Annotated in this window: 18 protein-coding genes and 1 pseudogene; 9 read left to right on the top strand and 10 right to left on the bottom strand. The window is 72.1% G+C overall.

The features are described 5' to 3' along the window. Window positions 1-118: 118 nt before the first annotated feature. The 5 genes from fxsA to ACYUD3_RS13635 form a co-directional block, all read right to left on the bottom strand. Window positions 119-277, bottom strand: a complete 159-nt coding sequence (gene fxsA, locus ACYUD3_RS13615; RefSeq protein ID WP_470968662.1) for an FxSxx-COOH cyclophane-containing RiPP peptide — start codon at window positions 275-277, stop codon at window positions 119-121. A gap of 14 nt (window positions 278-291) precedes the next feature. After that, on the bottom strand, window positions 292-3,594 hold the full coding sequence (locus ACYUD3_RS13620) for an SAV_2336 N-terminal domain-related protein (RefSeq protein ID WP_470968664.1): 3,303 nt from the start codon (window positions 3,592-3,594) through the stop codon (window positions 292-294). A 5-nt stretch (window positions 3,595-3,599) separates the two neighbouring features. Further along, entirely contained in the window at window positions 3,600-4,619 is a 1,020-nt protein-coding gene (locus ACYUD3_RS13625) for an AAA family ATPase (protein WP_470968667.1), read from the bottom strand. 109 nt (window positions 4,620-4,728) lie between these two features. Further along, the gene (locus ACYUD3_RS13630; protein WP_470968670.1) at window positions 4,729-7,026 is read right to left on the bottom strand and encodes a VMAP-C domain-containing protein; all 2,298 of its coding nucleotides are present in this window, start codon (window positions 7,024-7,026) and stop codon (window positions 4,729-4,731) included. Further along, window positions 7,019-7,561, bottom strand: a complete 543-nt coding sequence (locus ACYUD3_RS13635; RefSeq protein ID WP_470968672.1) for a CU044_2847 family protein — start codon at window positions 7,559-7,561, stop codon at window positions 7,019-7,021. The genes ACYUD3_RS13630 and ACYUD3_RS13635 overlap by 8 nt, the downstream gene beginning before the upstream one ends. 206 nt (window positions 7,562-7,767) lie before the next feature. On the opposite strand from ACYUD3_RS13635, the gene ACYUD3_RS13640 reads away from it, so the two are divergent. Then, window positions 7,768-7,947, top strand: a complete 180-nt coding sequence (locus tag ACYUD3_RS13640) for a DUF6104 family protein (protein ID WP_153482227.1) — start codon at window positions 7,768-7,770, stop codon at window positions 7,945-7,947. Window positions 7,948-8,135: 188 nt separating this feature from the next. Here ACYUD3_RS13640 and ACYUD3_RS13645 read toward each other — a convergent pair whose 3' ends face one another. Further along, entirely contained in the window at window positions 8,136-8,987 is an 852-nt protein-coding gene (locus ACYUD3_RS13645) for a hypothetical protein (protein WP_470968674.1), read from the bottom strand. 147 nt (window positions 8,988-9,134) lie between these two features. Here ACYUD3_RS13645 and ACYUD3_RS13650 point away from each other — a divergent pair. Further along, window positions 9,135-10,142: pseudogene (locus ACYUD3_RS13650) on the top strand (DUF4097 family beta strand repeat-containing protein); the annotation flags it as partial. Window positions 10,143-10,500: 358 nt separating this feature from the next. Beyond that, a complete protein-coding gene (locus ACYUD3_RS13655) occupies window positions 10,501-11,514 on the top strand; it encodes a PadR family transcriptional regulator (protein WP_470968676.1) in 1,014 nt (337 codons plus the stop codon). Between the two features lie 327 nt (window positions 11,515-11,841). Here ACYUD3_RS13655 and ACYUD3_RS13660 read toward each other — a convergent pair whose 3' ends face one another. Together ACYUD3_RS13660 and ACYUD3_RS13665 are read right to left on the bottom strand one after the other, a co-directional pair. Continuing rightward, window positions 11,842-12,813: a zinc-binding dehydrogenase gene (locus tag ACYUD3_RS13660; RefSeq protein WP_470968678.1), complete on the bottom strand. Its 972-nt coding sequence runs from the start codon at window positions 12,811-12,813 to the stop codon at window positions 11,842-11,844. Between the two features lie 172 nt (window positions 12,814-12,985). Continuing rightward, a complete protein-coding gene (locus ACYUD3_RS13665; protein ID WP_470968681.1) occupies window positions 12,986-14,176 on the bottom strand; it encodes an NAD(P)-dependent malic enzyme in 1,191 nt (396 codons plus the stop codon). 727 nt (window positions 14,177-14,903) lie between these two features. On the opposite strand from ACYUD3_RS13665, the gene ACYUD3_RS13670 reads away from it, so the two are divergent. Genes ACYUD3_RS13670 through ACYUD3_RS13680 form a run of 3 tightly spaced genes read left to right on the top strand, consistent with a single transcriptional unit; the run spans window position 14,904 to window position 17,588 of the window. Further along, window positions 14,904-15,854 carry an ABC transporter substrate-binding protein gene (locus ACYUD3_RS13670; protein WP_470968683.1) on the top strand — a complete coding sequence of 317 codons (951 nt, stop codon included), beginning with the start codon at window positions 14,904-14,906 and terminating at the stop codon, window positions 15,852-15,854. A 34-nt stretch (window positions 15,855-15,888) separates the two neighbouring features. Beyond that, entirely contained in the window at window positions 15,889-16,830 is a 942-nt protein-coding gene (locus ACYUD3_RS13675; RefSeq protein ID WP_470968686.1) for an amino acid ABC transporter permease, read from the top strand. Beyond that, complete coding sequence (locus tag ACYUD3_RS13680; RefSeq protein ID WP_470968689.1) at window positions 16,827-17,588, top strand: amino acid ABC transporter ATP-binding protein; 762 nt, start codon at window positions 16,827-16,829, stop codon at window positions 17,586-17,588. The genes ACYUD3_RS13675 and ACYUD3_RS13680 overlap by 4 nt, the downstream gene beginning before the upstream one ends. A gap of 215 nt (window positions 17,589-17,803) precedes the next feature. On the opposite strand, the gene ACYUD3_RS13685 is transcribed toward ACYUD3_RS13680, so the two are convergent. After that, complete coding sequence (locus ACYUD3_RS13685) at window positions 17,804-18,562, bottom strand: class I SAM-dependent methyltransferase (protein ID WP_470968691.1); 759 nt, start codon at window positions 18,560-18,562, stop codon at window positions 17,804-17,806. Window positions 18,563-18,664: 102 nt separating this feature from the next. On the opposite strand from ACYUD3_RS13685, the gene ACYUD3_RS13690 reads away from it, so the two are divergent. After that, window positions 18,665-19,315: a CGNR zinc finger domain-containing protein gene (locus ACYUD3_RS13690; protein WP_470968694.1), complete on the top strand. Its 651-nt coding sequence runs from the start codon at window positions 18,665-18,667 to the stop codon at window positions 19,313-19,315. Here the strand turns inward: ACYUD3_RS13690 and sodX are convergent. Further along, the gene (gene sodX / locus ACYUD3_RS13695; RefSeq protein ID WP_470968697.1) at window positions 19,198-19,632 is read right to left on the bottom strand and encodes a nickel-type superoxide dismutase maturation protease; all 435 of its coding nucleotides are present in this window, start codon (window positions 19,630-19,632) and stop codon (window positions 19,198-19,200) included. The genes ACYUD3_RS13690 and sodX overlap by 118 nt on opposite strands. 146 nt (window positions 19,633-19,778) lie before the next feature. Here sodX and sodN point away from each other — a divergent pair, with 146 nt between their 5' ends. After that, window positions 19,779-20,174: a superoxide dismutase, Ni gene (gene sodN / locus ACYUD3_RS13700; protein WP_470968700.1), complete on the top strand. Its 396-nt coding sequence runs from the start codon at window positions 19,779-19,781 to the stop codon at window positions 20,172-20,174. A gap of 353 nt (window positions 20,175-20,527) precedes the next feature. Next, the gene (locus ACYUD3_RS13705; RefSeq protein ID WP_470968703.1) at window positions 20,528-21,409 is read left to right on the top strand and encodes a hypothetical protein; all 882 of its coding nucleotides are present in this window, start codon (window positions 20,528-20,530) and stop codon (window positions 21,407-21,409) included. Window positions 21,410-21,414: the final 5 nt, after the last annotated feature.

The following is a 21,414-nucleotide window of genomic DNA, read 5'->3' on the forward strand; positions in this document are numbered from 1 at the left end:
GCGACTGAAACTGACCGGTTAATTAAGCAAGTCGACTGAAAATGACGCGCATTGACCGATCAGTTTCGTAACTCGCTCCCTAGGGGTGCGCGTTCACGAGTCGCCCTAAGGGGTGGCCCTACAGCGAGCTGTCGAACCCCCAGAGCACTTCACCGGAGCGCCCCGCCCGCTCGGTCAGCTCCGCCAGGAGTTCGCTGAGCACCGGGTGCTCCACGCGCTCCAGTTCGGCCAGGTCCATGCCGAGCAGGTCGGGAAGGGGTTCCTGCGTCACGTCCATGCCGTGCCCTCCGGTCACTCCAGCGCGGCCAGCCGCGCGGCCGTCTCCTGCGGTGTGGGACCGTCCGGGACGACGCTGTCCTCGGGCAGCCGCGCCCACTCCCCCCGGGCCGCGCGGTACGCCTCGCGGGCGGCCCGGGGCCGGGTGGCCGCTTCATAGGACATACCCCGCCAGTGATGGGCCTGCGCACGCGCACGTACGGCTTCCTCGCGCCGCCTGCCGGTCCCGGCCACGGCCTCCGCCTCCCGGGCCGACTCGGCGGCGTCCCTGAAGGCGTCCACGGCCTCGTCCAGCCGCGCGGGGCGGCGCAGCGTGCGGTAGGCCTCGTACTGGACCTGCCCGAGGTCGAGGAGGCAGTGCGCGGCCAGCAGCGGGTCGGCGGCCTCGGCGGCGGCGAGCCCGAAGAGGTGCTCGGCCTCGCGCAGGTCGACGCGGTCGCCGCGCACCTGGTAGCGCAGCATCAGCGCCCGCCCGAGCAGCAGCAGCCGGCGCGCGGTGTGCGGGCTGCCGGCCGGGGTCTCCGTACGGCAGTCGCGCAGCACCCGGATGGCCCGCGACAGCGCGAACTGCGCGCGGGCGCCGCCTTCCGTCCCGGCGAGCCGCAGCAGCACCTCGCCCCACTCGGCGAGCACGTCCGCGTGCGCGGGCGCGTCCCGGGACATCCGGTGCGCGGCCCGCTCGAAGTACCCGGCGGCGTAGTCGAGTTCGGCGCCGCGCCCGCTCTCCGCCCACCGCGCGACGGCGACCCGCCCCGCCCGCGCGAGGAGCCCCGCGCGCCGCCCCTGGTCGCGGACGACGGCCAGCGCCTCGTCGACGCGGTCCTGGGCGTCGTCCAGGGGGCCGCCCGCGCCGAGCAGGGCGTCGACGAGGTCGGTGAGGACACTCGCGCGCGCGGGGTCGTCCTCGGGGGTGGTGTCCAGGGTGGCGGTGAGGGAGCGGGCGGCCTGTTCGGCGTAGCGGCGGGCCTGGTCGGGGTCCGGGGTGGCGCCGGAGAGGTTCAGCAGGACCCTGCCGTGCGCGAGGGGCAGCGCGGGCGGGCGTCCCGCGCGGTCGGGCCAGACGTCCGCGAAGGCCTCCAGCATCCCGGCGGAGACCTGGAGCAGCGCGCTGTCCCCGCCGAGCCGCCACTGCTCCTCCAGGGCCCGCACGCGCTCCAGGGTGAGTTCCAGCGCCTCGCCCTCGGCGAGTCCGGGTGCGGCGCAGGCGACGGCGTACTCGCGGTCCGCGCGGCTGAGGAGGTCCAGTGCGCCGGGGACGTCGCCGTGGCGCCTGCGGTCGGTGGCGGCGGCGTGCAGCACGCGCGCGAGGACGGCCCGTTCGTGCAGCGCGCGCGGGTGCGCGACCGCGCGTTCGGCCGCCGCGCGGGCCTCCTGGAGGAGGTCGTCGCCGCCCTGGACCTCCCACAGCCGCAGCGTGCAGCGCGCGTAGGCGGCCCACAGCTCCGGGTCGGCGCCGGGCCGCTCCTCGTGCACGGTGGCGCCGCGCAGCAGCTGCACGGCGTCGATGGCGTCCTGGATCATGCCCTCGCGGTCGAACCGCTCGATCAGCGTGCGCGCGCGGGTGACGGCCTGATGCGTGCGGCGCGGCGCGGGAACGCCCCCCGGGACGCCGTGCGCGTCGGCCACGGCGAGGTCGGGCGGCAGCGGCATGAACCGGCGCAGCACCCGCGCGGCGACCTCCGCGAAGGGCTGCGGCACGGGCGCGGCCCCGTCGTCCTCGGCGGGCGTGTACGGCCGTCCCGCGCCCCCGTTGCCGAGCTGGGCGAGCGCGAGGGCGGGGAAGTTGGGGCCGCCCTTGCCGAAGCGCTGCTCGATGTACTCCGAGCAGTGCTTGAGGACGAGCATCGCCTCGTCGCGGCCGAGCCGGGACAGCAGGGCCTCGCGGACGTCGGGTTCGATCTCGTACCAGGGCACGCCGTCATGGCTCTCGTCCGTGCGCGTGACGAGGCCGCCGACGAGGACCTCGGCGAGTTCGGCGGGCCCGGAGTCGGGGAGCATCGTGCGCTGCACGAGCTGCATCACCGGCAGGCACAGGGGCGCCGCGGCGAGGTAGACGGCGAGGCGGCCGGCGGCCGGGGAGGCGGCGGCGCTGAAGCGGCTGACGCGTTCCAGGGCGGTGCGGCCGCGGTCCGCGCGCGCGGGCGGCGCGGGCGGCTGGTCGGCGCGCACCCAGCCGACGGCGCCGGGTACGGGCCCGGAGCCGGCGCCGGACAGGAGGCGGGCCCAGGCGCCGAGCGCGACCGGTTCGGGCGGCAGCACGGGCACCGGCAGCGCGCCGCTCTCGCGGGCCTTCGCCCCGGCGGGGGTGCGCACCCGCAGCGCGGCGGCCCCGGAAAGGCTCTCGGAGCGGCTCAGCTCGCCGAACGTGACCGGGAGGCGGGTGCGGTGCCACAGGCGCTGCGGAAGCGGCTGGAGGACCGCCACAGGGCCTTGCCGGGAGAGGTGGTGCAGCAGCCGGTGCGCCTGCCCGCTGTGCCACAGGGGGCCCGCGCAGTCGCTGACGAGGACGACGATGCGGCGCCCGGTGGGGTCGCCGAGCCGGTCGGCGGAGCCCAGGGGTGCCTCGTGCGCCTCGGGGCTGCGGCTGACGGCGGGGCTGCCGTCGGGGGCCTGGTGCAGGCAGCTGGCCTGGATGTCGCGGAAGGCGCCCAACTGACCGAAGACCTGCTCCAGTTCGTCGAACATGCGGTGCCATACGCGCATGGACGAGGAGGCGTCGAGGACCAGCTGGAGGCGGGCGTCGCGGCGGGTGACGGCCCGGTGCACCGGCAGGATCAACCCGCCCGCCTGCGCGCTGAGTTCGGCGGTGGCCGCCTCGTCGAGCCGGACCCGCAGCGGCGGCGCCGGGCTGCGGTACCCCTGCAACCGCCGTAGCGCGCGCTGGAGTTCGAGGGGTGCGGGCAGCGCGGGCGCGGCGGGCACCCCGACGGCCATGGCGACGGCCCGCGCGGGCCCGCCGCGCGGCACGGGATACAGGCTGACGCGCCCGTCCCCGCCGGGTTCGGGCGGCGGGGCCGGGGCGGGCGCGGGCTCCCCGGGGACCTCGGCACCGGCGGCGGTCGCCCTCTGTGCCGGAGGGGCCGTACCGGGATGCTCCGCCAGGGCTTCCTGCTCGCCCTCCTCGCGCGCGGGACGCGTCCACTGGGCCAGCCACAGGGCGTCGCACAACTGCCGGTGATCGGGGTCGAGTCCGGCGCCCCGGAGCCGGGCGATCAGTTCGGCGAGGGGGTCGGGGGCGGCCCTGCCGGGGGCTTGGCTCTGGGCCGGGGGCCGGTCCTGGGCCAGGATCCGGTCGTCGTCGGGGCCGTGCCGGGGCATGGGGGTCACCTCGGGCGGTCGAGGCGCTGGATGAGCAGGTCGGCGAGCCGGTCGCGGCTGGGCGGGGCGGCGGCGTCGGTGAGGTAGATCGCGTTCAGCAGCTGGTCGGCGGCGAGGAGTTCGCCGCGCGAGCGCTCCAGGAAGCGGGTGATGAGATCGTCCCCCGCGCGCGCGGCCTCGTCCCCGAGGTGGGCGCGGACGAAGGTGGCGAGCCGGTTGTGGTCGGGCCGGCCCAGCTCCAGGTGGATGCAGCGGCGCATCAGCGGGGCCGGGAAGTCCCGTTCGCCGTTGCTGGTCAGGACGACGAAGGGGAACGTGCGGCAGCGCACGCGCCCGTCCTTGACGCGGACCTTGACGCCGTCGGCGGTGAGCACCTCGGCCTCCCCGCCGGGCAGCCGGTCGGCGATGCGCTCCAGCTCGGGGATGGCGAACTCGCCCTCCTCCAGGACGTTCAGGAGGTCGTTGGGCAGGTCGATGTCGCTCTTGTCGAGCTCGTCGATGAGCAGCACGCGCGGGGTGTCCGACGGCAGCAGCGCCGTACCGAGCGGCCCGAGCCGGATGTAGCTCCCGATGCCCTCGACGGCCCCCGGCGTCCCCGCGGCGGCGCCTCCCCCATCCCCCTGGGCGGCGATCTGGACGTCCTGGAGGCGGGCGATGGCGTCGTAGTGGTAGAGGCCGTCCTGGAGGGCGGAGCGGCTCACGACGGGCCAGCGCAGCACCGGGCCGAGACCGAGTTCGTACGCCACCGAGTGCGCGAGGGTGCTCTTGCCCGCGCCGGGGCCGCCGGTGACCAGCAGGGGGCGGCGCAGATACAGCGCCGCGTTGATCATCTCCAGTTCCTCGGCGCCCGGCCGGTGCAGCTCGGCGAGGTGGCGGTGGGAGCCGAGCCTGCGGTCCTCGGAGCCGTCCGCGCGGTCGTCGCGGCCGGTGAAGTCCCGCCAGGGCGGCGGATCGGGCAGCCGCTCTATGCCGTCGTGCGGTTCCCCGGCGCCTCGGTAGATGAGCCACTCACTGGATTCGGTCATGATCCGGTCCTCGTCACTCGTCCACTCACCGCGCACGCCCGACCGTGCCCACGGTATCGATGCCAAGGGGGCCCTGGTAGGGCTTTGCGAACCCCGCGCGCGGTATGCGTCACGGCGCCTCCAGGAGGTCGCCCGTGCCCGGCAGCGGGTGGTGCGGATCGTCGTACAACAGGGCGATCCCGTCGGCCCAGTAGGTCTCCGTGCGGCCCTCGCGCAGGCGCGCGCGCAGGTCGTGGACCAGTTCGGGGAGGCGGGCGGCGCCGGGCGGGCGGGCCACCTCGTCGACCGCGCCCCGGTGGAACTCCCCGCACACCGCGTCGGGCCGCCCCCCGCGCCGCCGCCACAGGGCGACGCCGTACCCGCCGCGCACGATCCGCGCGAGGGCCGCCGCGTCGTCCTCGTACCGCTGGTCCCCGTACCGGCACAGCACCGGCACGGTCCCGTACGACAGCCCGCGCAGCTCCTCCACGGCCGGCACCGGCACCCGCAACCCGTCGTCGCAGTCCAGGAGTTCGGCCTGCGCCCGGTGCGCGTGCAGCCAGCGCCAGCGCGCCCTGCGCTCCTCGGCCACGCCGTCGAGGCTCCCGGGGTCGTCGTACTCCGCCTCGTCCTCCAGCTGTTCGCGGCCCGCCACGCGCAGCACCAGCGGGCGCTGGGCGCCCAGGGGTTCCTCGTGCGGGGCGAGCCGCCAGGTGTCGATCTCCAGGCCCAGGAGGTCCTGCGGGAGGGCGACCTGGAGCATTGCCGGGTGCCCGGGTTCGTCGCAGCGGCGGAAGGCCTCCGCGAGGGGCGCGCCGAGGTGGGCCGGGAGGTCGGCGACCCTGGTGCGCTCGGCGCCCGGCAGACGGTCGGCGGCGCCCGTGGGCAGCAGCACGGACACGCTCCAGTCGCAGCGGTCGGGCTCCCAGGGGCGCGGCAGGATCTCCAGGAGCACCACCGGGTGGACGGCGGCGGCCCGGGGCGGCGGAGTGACGGGGGCCGCCGGGGCGGGCGCGGTGACGGCGGTCGCCGCGCCGTTGTCGAGCGCCCGCGCGGGAGTCGGCCGCTCCCCCGGGGTGGTCTCCAGCGTCCGCGCGGGTGCTTCGGGGACGGTTCCGGAGATCGTGTCGGGTGCCTTCTCGGGGCCTCCAGAGGGTGCCGGGTCCCTCCTGGTGCTCCCGGGACCCCTGGAAGTCAAAGCGCGGGCCGTGCGGTCGCGGGCGCGCAGGCGGGCGATGCGCTGGTCGGCGAGGCCGGCGCGGTAGCGCGCGGGGAGCCGTTGCCCGGCCTGCCAGACCCAGTCCCACAGGGCCTCCTCGGCGTCGGCGGTGCTGGCGGCCGTGAAGGGGCGCTCGGCGGACAGCGCGCGCATCGCGTAGTCCAGGACGAGTTCCAGGGCGCCGTCGTCGCGCGCGCTCTCGTACAGGGCGCCCAGGCCGTCGCGCCAGCCGCGCGGGGCGGGCAGCGGGGTGGGGCCCTGGAAGTCCGGCAGGGCGTCCAGGAGGTCCAGCAGCCCGCGGGTGCTGGCGGGCGGCGGGAGGTCGGCCAGGCGGCCCAGGAGCTGGACGCGCTCGTCGGGGGTGAGCGTGCGCCCGGGGCGGGCGCCGAGCCGCCCCTGGACGTCCGTCCACGTCTGCGCGCGGGCCGACGGATGCCGCTGCCGGTCCCGGTGGTAGCGGTCGTGCGCGTGGAACACCGCCTGGTACAGGTCGTCGTGCTCGGCGCCCACCGCGTCCGCCGGCACCCGCAGCGCGCGCAGCTGCTCGATCCCGGTGGAGGTGCCGCCGGGGCGGTGGTCCGAGCGGGCCTTGAGGACGCCGATGACCTCCCCGCGCGCGGGGTCGATCACCGGCCCGCCGGAGACCCCGTACGGCAGGTCGTTGTCCCCGAGGCGCATCTGTACGTCGCCGCCCCACCCGCCGATGGTCCCCTGGACGGTCAGCGTCCCGTCCATCACCCGCAGCCGGTCCTCGTTGAACGTCCAGCCCGCGTACAGGACCCGCTCGTCGCCGAAGTACGCGGCGGGGCGCTCCGAGACGTACACGCACTCGTGGTCGTCGACCGGCTCGGCGAGCTGCACCAGCGCCAGGTCCGGCGCCGGCCAGTTGCCCGACGGCAGGGGCCGCCCGGCGTGTTCGGGCACGGTCGCGACAACGCGCCCGCGCACGGCGGCCGTTGTGCCGCCCGGGGCGCTCTGGTACACCACGACGACCTCGCCCCCCTCCCCGCCGCAGGCCACATGTGCGCAGGTAAGAACCCAGTTGGGAGCGACGAAGAACCCGCTCCCGAGGAACGTCTCGGGCTCTTCAAGGCCATACCCGGCCGCCTGGCGATGAATGCGCACCGTGGCCGCGACGACGAGGCCACGCAGCGCACGCCGGGCGGCATCCTCCCGGCTGGACGCCCCCTGGACGCGCCCCTCACTCATCCCGGCCCCCCTCCCTGACACCCCGCTGCCCCACCACGCCACCGGAAGGGGCGCCGGGGAGGGGTACGGGGGGCGAGGGCGGGGCATCTGCACGCGCGCGCGAGGACGAGCCGTCGTCAGCGCCCTCGTCCTCGGCCGCCTCCGGCGGCGGGCCGCCGTTCCAGGTCAGTGTGACCGTGATGCCCGCCTTGGTCTCGCCGTCGGCGAGGAGGCCGATCACCTTGCCCGCCTTGACGGTGAGTTCGATGCCGAACTCGACGCTCACCTCGTCGGGACGCACCGCGCGCAGCGGCCCGGCGAGGGAGCGGGCCACTCCGGTGACGAGGGAGTGCAGGCTCTCCACGGCGCCCTCGACCCGGTCGGTGAACCCTGTGTCGCTGTACGAGAGTTGACCCGGCGTCGCGCCCGCGGGCGCGCGCAGTTCGCCGGTGCCCGAGATGCGGGCCCAGACAGGTGTGCCGTCGGGCAGGGCGACGCGTGCGACGCGCGTCACGTCCTGGGCCTGCCTGCCGTCGTCGTGGTCACTGTGGTTCATGGCGCTCCCCCGATTCCGCCGTTCCCCCTGCTCACCGCTTCCGCCCGGCCCGCCCGCGGCCCGGCGGCCTATCCTTGGCGTGTCCCCGCGCCGGGGACCGGGCGCCTTCCCTCCCGCGCGGCTCCTCCCGAGCCGTCCGTGGGAACAAGGGTCCTTCCCCCGGTGCCGGTTCCCAACCCCGACGAACCACCCACGGAGCACGATCCATGTACTTCACCGACCGCGGCATCGAGGAACTGGAGAAGCGGCGCGGCGAGGAGGAAGTCACCTTCGAGTGGCTCGCCGAGCAGCTCCGCGCCTTCGTCGACCTCAACCCGGACTTCGAGGTACCGGTGGAGCGTCTCGCGACCTGGCTGGCACGCCTGGACGACGAGGACGACGAGTAGCCCGTCACGCACAGTCGTCTCTTGTAACGCTCAGCCTGTGCCGCCCGGTTCCCACCCACCCGGCGGCACACGTTTTTCCCCGCACACGGGTTGGCGCACGCCCCCACTGAGCGCCCCCGCGCGCTGATCCTGGACGCCGCTTCCGGACACCGAGGGCCCGCTCGACGGCCCGCCCCCGCCCCGCCCCCTCAGTCCCTGGGCCGCCCCACGTCATAGACCAGCCCGAGCGCCCCGTGCCCCAGCAGCAGGGCGCCGGCGGCGAGCCAGCCGGGGCTGCGGCGGCGCAGGCCCCAGGCGGTCAACGGGACGCCGACGGCGATCTGGGCCAGGGCGAGGGCCCGCGCGCGGGGGCTGCGGGACCAGGGGAGCCAGGGGCCCAGGGGGCTGCGTCCGACGGCGTCGAGCTCCGCGCGGACGGTCTCGCGCCAGCCGCCCCACTCGATCCGCTGGACGTCGGGCCGCGCGCGGGTGGCGTGCAGGAGGCGGTCGGCGGGTTCACCGGGGGTGACGCCGGCGGGGAGGGAGACTCCCGCGCGGGTGAGGACGGCGAGGAGCCCGCGCAGGCGCGCGCGGGCGTCGGCGTCGGGGTCGGAGCGGGTCAGCTCCTCCAGGGACTGCATGTCGAAGACGGGGTCGAGGCCGAGCCGGGCGGCCAGGGTGCGCATCGCCTCGTCCTCGCCCGCGGGGGTGCCGTCGGCGAGCCAGTCGTAGCCGACGGGGCGGCGGAAGCCGGAGGCGAGGGCGCAGCCGGCCCGGTCGGTGTCCCACCACAGCGCGAGCACGGGCCAGGGCGCGCCGACGGCGAGGGCGGTGGCCCAGCCGGTGAGGACGCGGTCGACGGGTTCGCCGCCGCCCTGCCAGGGGCCGCCCTCGGGGACCAGCGCGCTCCATTCGGCGCCGGCCCGGGTGAGGAGCATGCGTTCGCGGAGCAGGTGGGCGGCGGGGGCGACGGCGTCGGGGGTGGCGCGGCACAGCAGCAGGGCGCCTGCGACGGGGTCGTCGGGCCGGCCGTGGGTGCCGGTCCGTTCGGTGGGCGACATGGTCACACGGTAGGACAATTCGTTATTTTCGGTCGCGGGTGATCACCGGAAAGAGTGTCTCGATATGTCTTGACTCCCCGAGTGCGCGATATATCGTGAATAGCGGAGACGCGATATGGCGTGTCGTGGAGGAGGAGGCAAGACATCATGTCCGAGTGGTCCGTCAGCGAGCCCGGGAAGCTCTCTTTCGACGAGCCGGTGCGGGATCTGAGCGTCCGCATCGTCGCCGGTACGGTCAACGTGGTGGGGACCGACGAAGGTTCCGCCCGCCTGGAGGTCTCCCGCATCGAGGGCCCGCCCCTGATCGTGACGCATCGGGACGGCGCTCTGACCGTCACGTACGAGGACCTGCCCTGGAAGGGCTTCCTCAAATGGCTGGACCGCAGGAACAGGGGGTACGACGCGGTCGTCACGCTCGCCGTCCCGGCCGAGGCCCGCGTGGAGGTCGGCGTGGTCAGCGCCGCCGCCGTGATCTCCGGGATCGCGGGGCGTACGGAGGTGAAGGGCGTCTCCGGGGACACGACCCTGGTGGGCCTGTCGGGTCCGGTGCTCGCCAACACCGTCTCCGGCAACGTCGAGGCCCAGGCCCTCGGCGGCGACCTGCGCTTCAACTCCGTCTCCGGGGACCTGACGGTCGTGGAGGCCGGCTCCCCCGTGAAGGCGGACTCCGTGAGCGGCTCGATGATCGTGGACCTGGACCCGACGAGCGGCCCCACCGACGTCTCCCTCACGAACATCTCCGGCGAGATCGCCATCCGCCTCCCCCACCCGGCCGACGCGGAGGTCGAGGCCAACACCACCAGCGGCTCGGTCTCCAACGCCTTCGAGGACCTCAAGGTCACCGGCCAATGGGGCGCCAAACGCATCACCGGCCGCCTCGGCGCGGGCAACGGCAAACTGAGGGCGACGACGGTCTCCGGCTCCATCGCCCTACTACGCAGGCCGGCGACGGCAGAGGAGGAGGGCTGGGGTCAGGGACCTGCGACGGGGGACATGGGGTTGCTCACCGGCGCGAAGCCCGGAACCGGAGCTGAACCGGCGCCCGGCGGAGAGAGCTTGACGGACACGGAGGCTGCGGGCGGCGCAGGTTCGGTCAGCGACCCGGAGTCCGAGACCGGCCCGGCGAACGAGACCGACGCGAAGCCTGCGACCGGAGCCGAGCAGACGCCCGGCGGAGAAAGCCCGGCGGACACGGAGACTGCGAGCAGCACAGGTCCCGCCAGCGACACGAAGCCCTCGCCCGGCGCAGGACCCTCGGCCGAAGCGAAGCCGACCACCGGCACCCCGCCCTCGCCCTCACCCGACACCGCTCCCCCGACCCCGCCCACGGCCGCCCCCACACCCCGGCCCGCCGGAACCGCCCCCTCCGCCCCGCGAGACAACCCCGCACCCCCGCCCACCGGAACCACCCCCTCCGCCCCAGGAGACAATGCGACAGCCCCCTCCTCCCCCAGCCCCGCCCCCGGCTCCACTCCCCCGGCCGACGCCCCGACCGACAAGAAGGTGCTCTGACATGCCTCCCGTCTTCGCCCACGGCCGCCTGCGTCTCTACCTGCTGAAGCTGCTGGACGAGGCCCCGCGGCACGGCTACGAGGTGATCCGGCTGCTGGAGGAACGCTTCCAGGGGCTGTACGCCCCCTCGGCGGGCACCGTCTACCCCCGGCTGGCGAAGCTGGAGGCCGAGGGGCTCGTCACGCACACCACCGAAGGCGGCCGCAAGGTCTACGCCATCACGGACGCCGGCCGCGCCGAACTCGCCGACCGCGGCGGAGAACTGGCCGACCTGGAACTGGAGATCCGCGAGTCCGTCGCCGAACTGGCCGCCGAGATCCGCGCCGACGTCCGGGGCGCCGCGGGCGACCTCCGCCGTGAGATGCGCGCCGCCGCGAGCCAGGCCCGCGCGGAGCGGACCGGCGCCGCCGACCAGGAGTCCTGGCAGGCGGCGAAGGAGGAGATGCGCAAGGTCAAGCAGGAGTGGAAGGAACAGGCCCGCCGCGCCAAGGACGAGTCCCGCCGCGCCCGCGAGGAGGCCCAGCGCGCCCGCCGCCAGGCAAAAGAGGCCCAGGACAACGCCCGCGCCCAGGCCCAGGAGGAGGTGCAGCGCATCGCCCGCCGCGTCCAGGACCACGTCCAGGACCACTTCGCGCGCGGCGACTGGCCCACCGGCGTCCGCGAGGGCCTCACCGAACTGGCCAAGGAGTTCGGCGAGTTCGGCAAGGACTTCGGCAAGGAGTTCACGAAGGACTTCGGCTTCCCCCGCCAGGACACCCAGCCCGGCAAGGAGCCCCCGGCCTACTCGACGACCCCGGAGGACTTCCCCGCCTCGTACCGGCCCTCCTGGTCCCACGAACCCACCACCGACAACCCCGCCCGCGACCTCGACCGCCTCCTCGACCGCTTCCGCGACGACATCCGCGACGCCGCCCGCGACCACGGCCTCACCCCGGCCCAACTCCAGGAGACCCGCGACCACTTGTCGACGGCGGCGGCCCACATCGCGGCGGTCCTGAAGACACCGAAGAGCTGAGGACGCCCAAAAAACTGAGGAGGCCCGAGAGCTGAAGGCGCCGAAGAGCCGAAGATGCCAAGAGCCGAAGCCCCCGGCAGCCGCTCAGCTCCCGAACACCGACACCCGGTGAGGCAGCCCCACCCGGAGCCGCCTCACCACCTCCACTCACCCAACTCCCGCTCAGCCACTCAGCCACTCAGCCCCGCAGCCCAACAGCCCCCGGCTCCGAAGCCCCGCCCCCGCTCACCCCGGAGCCCGCAGCCCCGCAGCCCAACAGCCCCGGAGTCCGCCCCGCTCACCCCCGCACCCCGCGACAGCCCCGCACCCCCGGCCCCAGAATCCCCCTCACCCCACCGCCCCCAACAACACAATCTTCCCGAACTGCTCCCCCGAAGCCAGCCGTTCGAACCCCTCCCGCGCCCGGTCCAACGGCAGCTCCTCGTCGATGACCGGCCGCACCCCGGTCGCCGCGCAGAACGCCAGCAGATCCTCCAGCTCGTCCTTCGTCCCCATGGTCGACCCGACGACCTTCAGCTCAAGGAAGAAGATCCGGGTCAGCTCGGCGTGCGAGGGCCGGTCCCCGCTGGTCGCCCCGGAGATCACCAACGTCCCGCCCGGCTTGAGGGACTTGACCGAGTGGGACCAGGTCGCCGCCCCCACCGTCTCGATCACCGCGTCCACCCGCTGCGGCAGCCGGGCCCCCGGCTCCACCGCCTCCACCGCCCCCAGCTCCACCGCCCGCTTCCGCTTCGCCTCGTCCCGGCTGGTGGCGAACACCCGCAGCCCGGCGGCCCGGCCGAGCACGATCGCCGCGGTGGCGACCCCGCCCCCGGCCCCCTGCACCAGCACCGAATCCCCCGGCCGCACCCCGGCGTTGGTGAACAGCATCCGGTAGGCGGTCAGCCAGGCCGTGGGCAGACAGGCGGCCTCGGCGAACGACAGTTCTTTCGGCTTGGGCAGCAGGTTCCAGGTGGGCACGGCGACCTGCTCGGCGAACGTCCCCTGATACCGCTCGGTGAGGATCGAGCGGGGCTCCCCGACGCCGACCCCGTACCCGCTCTGTCCGATGACGGAGTGCAGCACGACTTCGTTGCCGTCCTGGTCCACCCCCGCGGCATCGCACCCGAGGATCATCGGCAGCTTGTCCGCCGCCAGCCCGACCCCCCTGAGCGACCACAGATCATGATGATTGAGCGAGGCGGCCCGGACATCGACCACACTCCACCCGTCCCGGACGACAGGAGCGGGCCGCTCCCCCAACTCCAGCCCGTCCAACGGCTGATCACGGTCGATACGCGCGGCGTAGGCAGCAAACATGGTTAGACGATAGAGAGGGGGGAGGGGGACGGGGAACAAGGCATGAGTGTGAAACACGCCTACTTGCAACCGCCCCCGGACACCCCCCGCACATACGCCCACCCACCAGCCAACAGTCTCGGGCGGGTGGGTGGGCAGGCAATGGGCCGCCTAAGCGACCCCACCTCTACAGCTACCGGCGAGCAACACCCTCGGCCCGTGCAGCGGCGGCCACCGCCGCAGTCACCGCCGGCGCGACCCGCTCGTCGAACGGCGACGGGATCACGTAGTCCGCGGCGAGATCGTCCCCGACCACCGCCGCCAACGCCTCCGCCGCCGCCAGCTTCATCCCCTCGGTGATCCGGGAGGCCCGCACCTGCAACGCCCCCGCGAAGATCCCGGGAAACGCCAGCACATTGTTGATCTGGTTCGGGAAGTCCGAGCGACCGGTCGCGACGACAGCGGCGTACTTGTGCGCGACGTCGGGGTGGACCTCGGGATCGGGGTTGGCCATGGCGAAGACAAAGGCACCCGGCGCCATGGAAGCGACCGCCGCCTCCGGGACCGTACCCCCGGACACCCCGATGAAGACGTCGGCGCCCGCCAGCGCCTCCTCCAGGGACCCGCTCAGCCCGGCCTTGTTGGTGAACCCGGCCAGTTCCCGCTTGACGTCGGTGAGGTCGGAGCGCTCCGCGGAGACGACCCCCTTGCGGTCGGTCACGGCGACATCGCCGATCCCGGCCTCGATGAGCATCTTGGCGATGGCCACACCCGCGGCCCCGGCCCCGGAGATGACGGCCCGCAGATCCCCGACGGACCGCCCGCTGAGCCGCGCCGCGTTGCGCAGCGCCGCCAGCGTGACGACGGCCGTGCCGTGCTGGTCGTCATGGAAGACGGGGATGTCGAGGGCCTCCTGGAGCCGGCGCTCGATCTCGAAGCACCGGGGCGCCGAGATGTCCTCCAGGTTCACGCCCCCGAAGGAGGGCGCGAGCCGGACGACGGTCTCGACGATCTCGTCGACGCCGGTGCAGGCCAGCGCGATCGGGACCGCGTCGACCCCGCCGAACTGCTTGAAGAGGATGGCCTTGCCCTCCATCACGGGGAGGGAGGCCTCGGGACCGATGTCCCCGAGTCCGAGGACGGCCGTACCGTCGGTGACGACGGCGACGACCGACGACTTCCAGGTGTAGTCGTCGACGAGCTCGGGACGCTCGGCGATGGCGGTGCACACCCGGGCCACGCCGGGCGTGTAGGCCAGGGACAGGTCGTCCTTGTCGCGGATCGGGACGGTGGCCTGAACGGCCATCTTCCCGCCCCGGTGAAGGGCGAAGGCCGGGTCGATCGAATCGACGTCGTCGGCGCTGTTGACGATCTCCGCTGCCACTTGTCGTACCCCTTAATCGTTCATGGTTGAGGGTGGCCGTCCCTGATTGAGGGACGGGCGGGACCGCGTACCGCCCACGCGGTGAGGCCAGACGGCCGGTACGCGACGGGCGCGCCGCACACGCGCCCTTGAGCCCCGGATGAGGGGTGTTGAACAACCTTCTTACCGGACGGACGTCACCCAGGACGAGTCAGATCCGTTCAAGGTCATCAGCGCTGATCTGTCCATGCCCTACAGCGCGTTCCCCGGCCCTGGTACGGTCCGCGCCGGGCGCCGCGCTCCAGTGACATGACTCATGCGCAGGGATACGGACAACCCTCGGACACCCCCTTGACAAGCCTTGACCTTCGAGGAAGACCACGTCACCCCCGCCGTCGTACCCGGGGAAACCCCGGAGATCTTCCGGCCGCGGTGTCTCATTCACGGAAGAGGTCCGGCCGCGGCACCCGTCGTACACAGGACGGGCACAACCTCGCGGCCTCTCGTTATCCGATTTTGATACGCGCACGCCCCTGCACGGCGGGGCCCGAATGGCAAGATGCCGTAATCACACGAGGTCGCGACACTCGAAGGTGTGTGTTCTCGTCGACCTAGGTACGCCGAACCCCGGCACCGCCATCCGTGGCGCCACCGAACCCCTCGGCGGCGCCCACCGTCCTTAAGGACAGCAGGACACGGCCGGCCCGCCGGCTCGGCATCTCCATCCATCCCGCCGGAGGAACCCACGATGACCGCACGCTCCGTCCCCCGTACGTCCGCCGCGCGCACCCGCCTGGCCGCGGTCGGCTCCCTCGCGGTCGCGGGCGCCCTGATCCTCACCGGCTGCGGCGACCAGACCAAGGACAAGAGCTCCTCCTCGTCCGCCGCGTCCGCGCCGCTCGCCGACAAGCTGCCCGCGGACATCCGCTCCAAGGGCGTCATCAAGGTCGGCTCGGACATCTCCTACGCCCCGGTCGAGTTCAAGGACAGCTCCGGCAAGACGGTCGGTATCGACCCCGACCTCGCGGACGCGCTGGGCAAGCAGCTCGGCGTGAAGTTCGAGTTCGACAACGGCACCTTCGACACCCTGCTCACGGGTCTGCGCGCCAAGCGCTACGACATCGCGATGTCCGCGATGACCGACACGAAGGACCGCCAGGAGGGCATCGACTCCAGCACCGGCAAGAAAGTCGGCGAGGGCGTCGACTTCGTCGACTACTTCACCGCGGGTGTCTCGATCTACACCCCCAAGGGCAAGACCCAGGGCATCAAGACCTGGGCCGACCTGTGCGGCAAGAAGATCGTCGTCCAGCGCGGCACGGTCTCGGAGGACCTCGCGAAGTCCGAGTCGAAGAAGTGTCCGGCCGGCAAGACGATCACGATGGAGACCTTCGACAGCGACCAGCAGGCCCAGACCCGGCTGCGCGCGGGCGGCGCGGACGCCGGCTCGTCCGACTTTCCCGTCGCGGCGTACGCGGTGAAGACCTCCGGCGGCGGCAACGACTTCGAGCTGGTCGGCGAGCAGGTCCAGGCCGCGCCGTACGGCATCGCCCTCGCCAAGACCTCCACGCAGCTGCGCGACGCCCTCCAGGCCGCGCTGGACGCGATCATCAAGAACGGCGAGTACGGGAAGGTCCTCGCGAAGTGGGGCGTCCCCTCCGGCGCCGTCACCCAGGCCACCGTCAACGGCGGCAAGTGACCCACGGCGGTAAGGGCACTGAAAGGCAACACCCGTGACTGACATCGACAAGACGGACGACAACAGGCCGGCGGACGTCCCGCCGGCCGGCGCGGAGGCCATCAAGGCCATCCCGGTCCGTCACTACGGCCGCTACGTCGCGGCCGTGGTCGCCCTGGGCCTGCTGGCGAGCATCGTCTACGCCTTCTCCCAGGGAAAGATCAACTGGGGCGCGATCCCCGACTACTTCTTCGACGACCGGGTCATCCAGGGCGTCGGCAAGACCCTCCTGCTGACCGTCCTGTCCATGGTGATCGGCATCGGCGGCGGCATCCTGCTGGCCGTGATGCGGCTGTCGAAGAACCCGGTGACCTCGTCCATCGCCTGGTTCTACATCTGGTTCTTCCGGGGTACGCCGGTCCTGGTGCAGCTCGTCGTCTGGTTCAACCTGGGCCTGGTCTTCGAGTACATCAACCTCGGCCCGATCTACAAGGACTACTGGTCCGACTTCATGACGCCGCTGCTGACGGCGCTGCTCGGGCTCGGGCTCAACGAGGCCGCGTACATGGCCGAGATCTGCCGGGCCGGCCTCCTCGCGGTCGACGAGGGCCAGACGGAGGCGTCGCACGCGCTCGGCATGAGCCACGCGAAGACGCTGCGCCGGATCGTCATCCCGCAGGCGATGCGCGTGATCGTGCCGCCGACGGGCAACGAGGTCATCAACATGCTGAAGACGACGTCTTTGGTGTCGGTGGTCCAGTACAGCGAGCTGTTCAGGGTGGCCCAGGACATCGGGCAGACCTCGGGCGCCCCGGCGGAGATGCTGTTCCTCGCGGCGGCCTGGTACCTGCTGCTGACCTCCGTCTTCAGCGTCGGCCAGTACTACCTGGAGCGCTACTACGCCCGCGGCTCCTCGCGCCAGCTCCCGCCCACCCCCTGGCAGAAGATCAAGCTCAACGTACTGGGCCTGGGCCGCCCCAAGGGAGGCGTCGCATGACGGCCATGGTCAAGGCCGAGGGCGTCCACAAGTCCTACGGCCCCATCGAGGTCCTCAAGGGCATCGACCTGGAGGTGAAGTCCGGCGAGGTCTTCTGCCTCATCGGCCCCTCCGGCTCGGGCAAGTCGACGTTCCTGCGCTGCATCAACCACCTGGAGAAGATCAACTCCGGGCGGCTGTACGTCGACGGCGAGCTGGTCGGCTACCGCCAGAAGGGCGACAAGCTGTACGAGCTGAAGGACAGCGAGGTCGCGGTGAAGCGCCGGGACATCGGCATGGTCTTCCAGCGCTTCAACCTGTTCCCGCACATGACGGCTCTGGAGAACGTCACCGAGGCCCCCGTACAGGTCCGGGGCGCCTCGAAGTCCCAGGCCCGCGAGCGCGCGATGCAGCTCCTGGAGCGGGTCGGCCTCGCCGACAAGGCCGCGAGCTACCCCTCCCAGCTGTCGGGCGGCCAGCAGCAGCGGGTGGCGATCGCGCGCGCCCTGGCGATGGACCCGAAGCTGATGCTCTTCGACGAGCCCACCTCGGCCCTCGACCCCGAGCTGGTCGGCGACGTCCTGGACGTCATGCGCGACCTCGCGGAGTCCGGCATGACGATGGTGGTCGTGACCCACGAGATGGGCTTCGCCCGCGAGGTCGGCGACAGCCTGGTCTTCATGGACGGCGGAGTGGTCGTCGAATCCGGCAACCCGAGAGACGTCCTGACCAACCCGCAGCACGAGCGGACGCAGTCGTTCTTGTCGAAGGTGCTGTGAGGGGGACGGTGTGAGGGGGCCGTACGGTTTTCCGTACGGCCCCTTTCAGCGGACGCCCGCGAAATCTCGCGCTTGAGGCTGCTACAGGGCCGCCACTCTCCAGCCCACCCGACGCCTGAGAACAAGGCCCAGCCCATCTCAGCCCGTCCGGCGCTTGAGGACAAGGCCCGTTCAGGGCCGGAGCGGGGGCTGGGGGCGCGGCTCCCAGGGGGCCGTCACCGCAGCGCCAGCAGCAGCGTGTCCGACGGCGAGCACCACACCGGCCGCACCTCCGCGAACCCACTCCCCCGCAACGCCTCCCGATGCCACCCCACCCCGGGCGTATCCCCCTCCGCATGTTCCCCGTAGATCTCGAACCGCCGGGCCGTGGGCCCCGCCAGCACCGGATCGGCCGCCGCCAGCCGCCACCACTCGGCCCAGTCCACCGCCCCCGCCGCCTTGGCGGACTCCTGCCGCGCATGCCGCTGGGCACGCTCGCCGGCGTTGATCCGGGGCGTCGACTCGTCGGCCATGTGATCGGCGTTGAGGAACACCCCGCCCTCCCGCAACACCCCGGCCAGCTGCCCGTACAGCACCTTGAGCGGCTCCTTGCGCAGCCAGTGCAGGGCGGTCGCCGTGACGACCGCGTCGTACGACCGGTGCGGCAGCGCCTCGACCCACCCCGGATCGGTCAGATCCGCCGTCACCAGCTGCACGCGACCGTCCCCGCCGAAGGTCCCACGCGCGATCGCCAGCAGCGCCGGATCGAGATCGACGCCCGTACTCGTGGCCCCCGGAAACCGGTCGAGCAGCCGGGCCGTGATGGACCCGGTCCCGCACGCCAGATCGAGGACGCGCGGCGCGGAACCGGCGAACGCCTCGACCATGTCCAGCATGATGCGGAAACGCTCCTCACGGTCGGGCAGGTACCACTCCTGCTGCCGGTCCCAGCTCTCCTGCCAGGCCGCCCAGTCGGTGGTGTCGACGGTGGTCATGAAACCCTCTCCTCACCCACACAACGTAATACCCTGTAAGCACGATCAGCTGTTACCGACCGCGCCCATGCCGACGATAGAACGCGCCCGTAAGGACTACAAGTGGAACTGGCCTATTACTCGGATTACGCCGTACGCCTCGTCAACACCGAGGAGCCGGCCCGGGGCAAGGACGCGCTGACCTCGGTGGAGGCCGTCCGCGACCTCTTCATGGGCAGCCAGGAGTCGGCCCGCCGGGCCACGGAGGCGGACGTCACCCGCTTCCGCGCGGTCCGCGCCCGGCTGCGCGCGGTCTTCGACGCGGCCGACGGCGGCGACGAGACGCTGGCGGTGAACCTGCTGAACTCACTGCTCCTGGAGTACCCGGTGAGCCCGCAGATCTCGGGCCACGACTTCCGCGACGACGAGGGCAACCCGCTGTGGCACATGCACCTCGCCGACCACCCCTCGAACGCCACCGCCGGCTACGCCGCGATCGCCGCGATGGGCCTGGCCTTCGCCCTCACCGAGCACGGCGTGGACCGCCTGGGCCTGTGCGAGGCGGCCCCCTGCCGCAACGCCTACCTCGACACCTCCACCAACCGCTCCCGCCGCTACTGCTCCGACCGCTGCGCGACCCGCGCGAACGTCGCGGCCTACCGCGCCCGCAAACGCCTGGAGGCCGACCGGTCCGACGGCACGGGCCGCAGCGCGGACAGCGCCCAGCGCACCGCGGCGGCCGGCGAGCGCCGCGCGGAGCCGTACGGCCGGTAGCGCAGCCGCACCCGGCCGAGGACCAGTTCGTCGGGGACGGCGCCGTAGTCCGTACTGTCGCCGCCCGCGAAGGAGTTGTCCCCCAGGACCCACCACCCCCCCTCCCGCCGCTCGGCCGCGCGCTTGACGACGAGGAGGTCCTGCTGGAAGGGGTGGCGCAGCACGACGACGTCCCCCACCCGCACCCGCGCCCCGTACCGGACGAGCAGCTGGTCCCCGTGCCGCAGCGTGGGCACCATCGACGGGCCCGTCACCTCCGCGAGCCCGAACGGCGCCGCCGCCCGCCCGCGCCCGGCCTCCTGCGACAGCTCCGGCATCGCCGGCACCTCCCCTGTCCGTTTCCTGCGCCGGTCCCAGTGTCACCCCGGACTTTGGTCCTAAGCCCATGGGGGCGCCCGCGAAAACCCGTCTCTCAGGGAGTAATCTCCCACTTGAGAAGACGATCACGAGGAAGGAACGCTCCATGCTTTCCCGCCTGTTTGCCCCCAAGGTCACGGTCAGCGCCCACTGCGACCTGCCCTGCGGCGTGTACGACCCTGCCCAGGCCCGCATCGAGGCGGAGTCGGTGAAGGCCGTACAGGAGAAGATGGCCGCCAACGACGACCCGCACTTCCAGGCTCGCGCCGTTGTCATCAAGGAGCAGCGCGCCGAACTGGCCAAGCACCACGTGTCGGTCCTCTGGAGCGACTACTTCAAGCCCCCGCACTTCGAGAAGTACCCCGAGCTGCACGTCCTGGTCAACGACACCCTGAAGGCCCTGTCCGCCGCCAAGGCGTCCACGGACCCGAAGACCGGCGAGAAGGCCCTCGAACTCATCGCCGAGATCGACCGCATCTTCTGGGAGACGAAGAAGGCCTGACCTTCTCCCAAGGCACGTGAAGGGGCCCCGCCGTCAACACGACGGCTGGGCCCCTTCGCCGTTCACAGCGGGAAGGCATTGGCGCCGGTCGGCAAAGCCCATCGCGGGCGCATGGCCGAGGACCCGTCGCGATGAGAGCGGACGGCGCTGCCGGGACCATCGAACGCGCTACGGCTTGGCACGCCTACTGGCTTCGCCAGCGCCGGCCAGCCTCACAGGCAGCACTCGGAAGGAGGCTGGTAGGGGCATCCGCAAGTACATGACTCGCATTTTCCAGACAACCTCTTCGGCTAAAACTGATCACTTTCGATCAAACGCGCACAGCCTAGACACCGACACCTTACGATGAACGAATGACTATCGAAAATTCAGAGCCAGGACCCTCGGAAGGGAATCTCACCTGGCAAATTATTACTGTAACACCTGATCTCGCCAAAACTTACATGTCTCGAACTTCGGTAAATAGAAGACTAGACAAGAGTTACGTGAGAGTTCTAGCTGACGCCATCCTCCGCAACGAATGGAAGTTTACACACCAGGGAATCGCCTTTGACGATACCGACACACTTATCGATGGTCAGCATCGCCTCTCCGCGATTATCGAAGCAGACACCTCCGCAAAGATGCTCGTTTTCAGCGGGTTACCAAAAGACGTTTTCCCGGCTCTCGACACCACAAAGCGTCGGAGTGGAGCGGATACGCTGTTTTCGACCGGTGCGAAGTACCGGACGCTGCTCTCTTCCACTATCCGCCACGTGACTCTCTACAAGGAGATGCCGAACGAGCCCTGGAGCGGCGCTCGGGCACAAGTGTCGAATGATCGAATCCTAGCCGCATACAGCAAGGATAAAATCAGGTACGAGGAAGCGGCAGCCAATGGTCGTGAGCTTTCCAAGCACCTGTTCGCAAGCCAGACAGCAGTGGCGGTCGGGTTCTTTTTGACCACTGAAGTGGCTCCCGCCATAGATATCGACGAGTGGGTATCGGGTCTCAAGTCAGGCGCGAGCCTGGATCCTGGCGATGCTCGGCTCGCTCTACGAGAGGTGCCGAAAGATACGCAGAAGCGTGGTTCCAGGCGCAGGATGGACATGCGGGACCAAGTGGCAATCTACATCAAGGCATGGAACGCATGGGTTGATCCGGAAAATTCTGGAGAATTGCGCCTTCGACGTTTAAGGAAGGGCGAGGATATGCCGATTCCAGCCAAGGTACCTTTCGGCCATAAAGGCAGATGAAGGGG

This window comes from Streptomyces sp. AMJ-169, assembly GCF_055597585.1.

Bases quoted from the DNA above. Each gene is read 5' to 3' on its own strand.
- ACYUD3_RS13625 (WP_470968667.1), bottom strand. From the start codon at position 4,619: ATGACCGAATCCAGTGAGTGGCTCATCTACCGAGGCGCCGGGGAACCG.
- sodN (WP_470968700.1), top strand. From the start codon at position 19,779: ATGCTTTCCCGCCTGTTTGCCCCCAAGGTCACGGTCAGCGCCCACTGC.
- ACYUD3_RS13680 (WP_470968689.1), top strand. From the start codon at position 16,827: ATGACGGCCATGGTCAAGGCCGAGGGCGTCCACAAGTCCTACGGCCCC.
- ACYUD3_RS13630 (WP_470968670.1), bottom strand. From the start codon at position 7,026: ATGAGTGAGGGGCGCGTCCAGGGGGCGTCCAGCCGGGAGGATGCCGCC.
- fxsA (WP_470968662.1), bottom strand. From the start codon at position 277: ATGGACGTGACGCAGGAACCCCTTCCCGACCTGCTCGGCATGGACCTG.
- ACYUD3_RS13640 (WP_153482227.1), top strand. From the start codon at position 7,768: ATGTACTTCACCGACCGCGGCATCGAGGAACTGGAGAAGCGGCGCGGC.
- sodX (WP_470968697.1), bottom strand. From the start codon at position 19,632: ATGCCGGAGCTGTCGCAGGAGGCCGGGCGCGGGCGGGCGGCGGCGCCG.
- ACYUD3_RS13670 (WP_470968683.1), top strand. From the start codon at position 14,904: ATGACCGCACGCTCCGTCCCCCGTACGTCCGCCGCGCGCACCCGCCTG.
- ACYUD3_RS13705 (WP_470968703.1), top strand. From the start codon at position 20,528: ATGACTATCGAAAATTCAGAGCCAGGACCCTCGGAAGGGAATCTCACC.
- ACYUD3_RS13685 (WP_470968691.1), bottom strand. From the start codon at position 18,562: ATGACCACCGTCGACACCACCGACTGGGCGGCCTGGCAGGAGAGCTGG.
- ACYUD3_RS13655 (WP_470968676.1), top strand. From the start codon at position 10,501: ATGCCTCCCGTCTTCGCCCACGGCCGCCTGCGTCTCTACCTGCTGAAG.
- ACYUD3_RS13660 (WP_470968678.1), bottom strand. From the start codon at position 12,813: ATGTTTGCTGCCTACGCCGCGCGTATCGACCGTGATCAGCCGTTGGAC.
- ACYUD3_RS13645 (WP_470968674.1), bottom strand. From the start codon at position 8,987: ATGTCGCCCACCGAACGGACCGGCACCCACGGCCGGCCCGACGACCCC.
- ACYUD3_RS13635 (WP_470968672.1), bottom strand. From the start codon at position 7,561: ATGAACCACAGTGACCACGACGACGGCAGGCAGGCCCAGGACGTGACG.
- ACYUD3_RS13620 (WP_470968664.1), bottom strand. From the start codon at position 3,594: ATGCCCCGGCACGGCCCCGACGACGACCGGATCCTGGCCCAGGACCGG.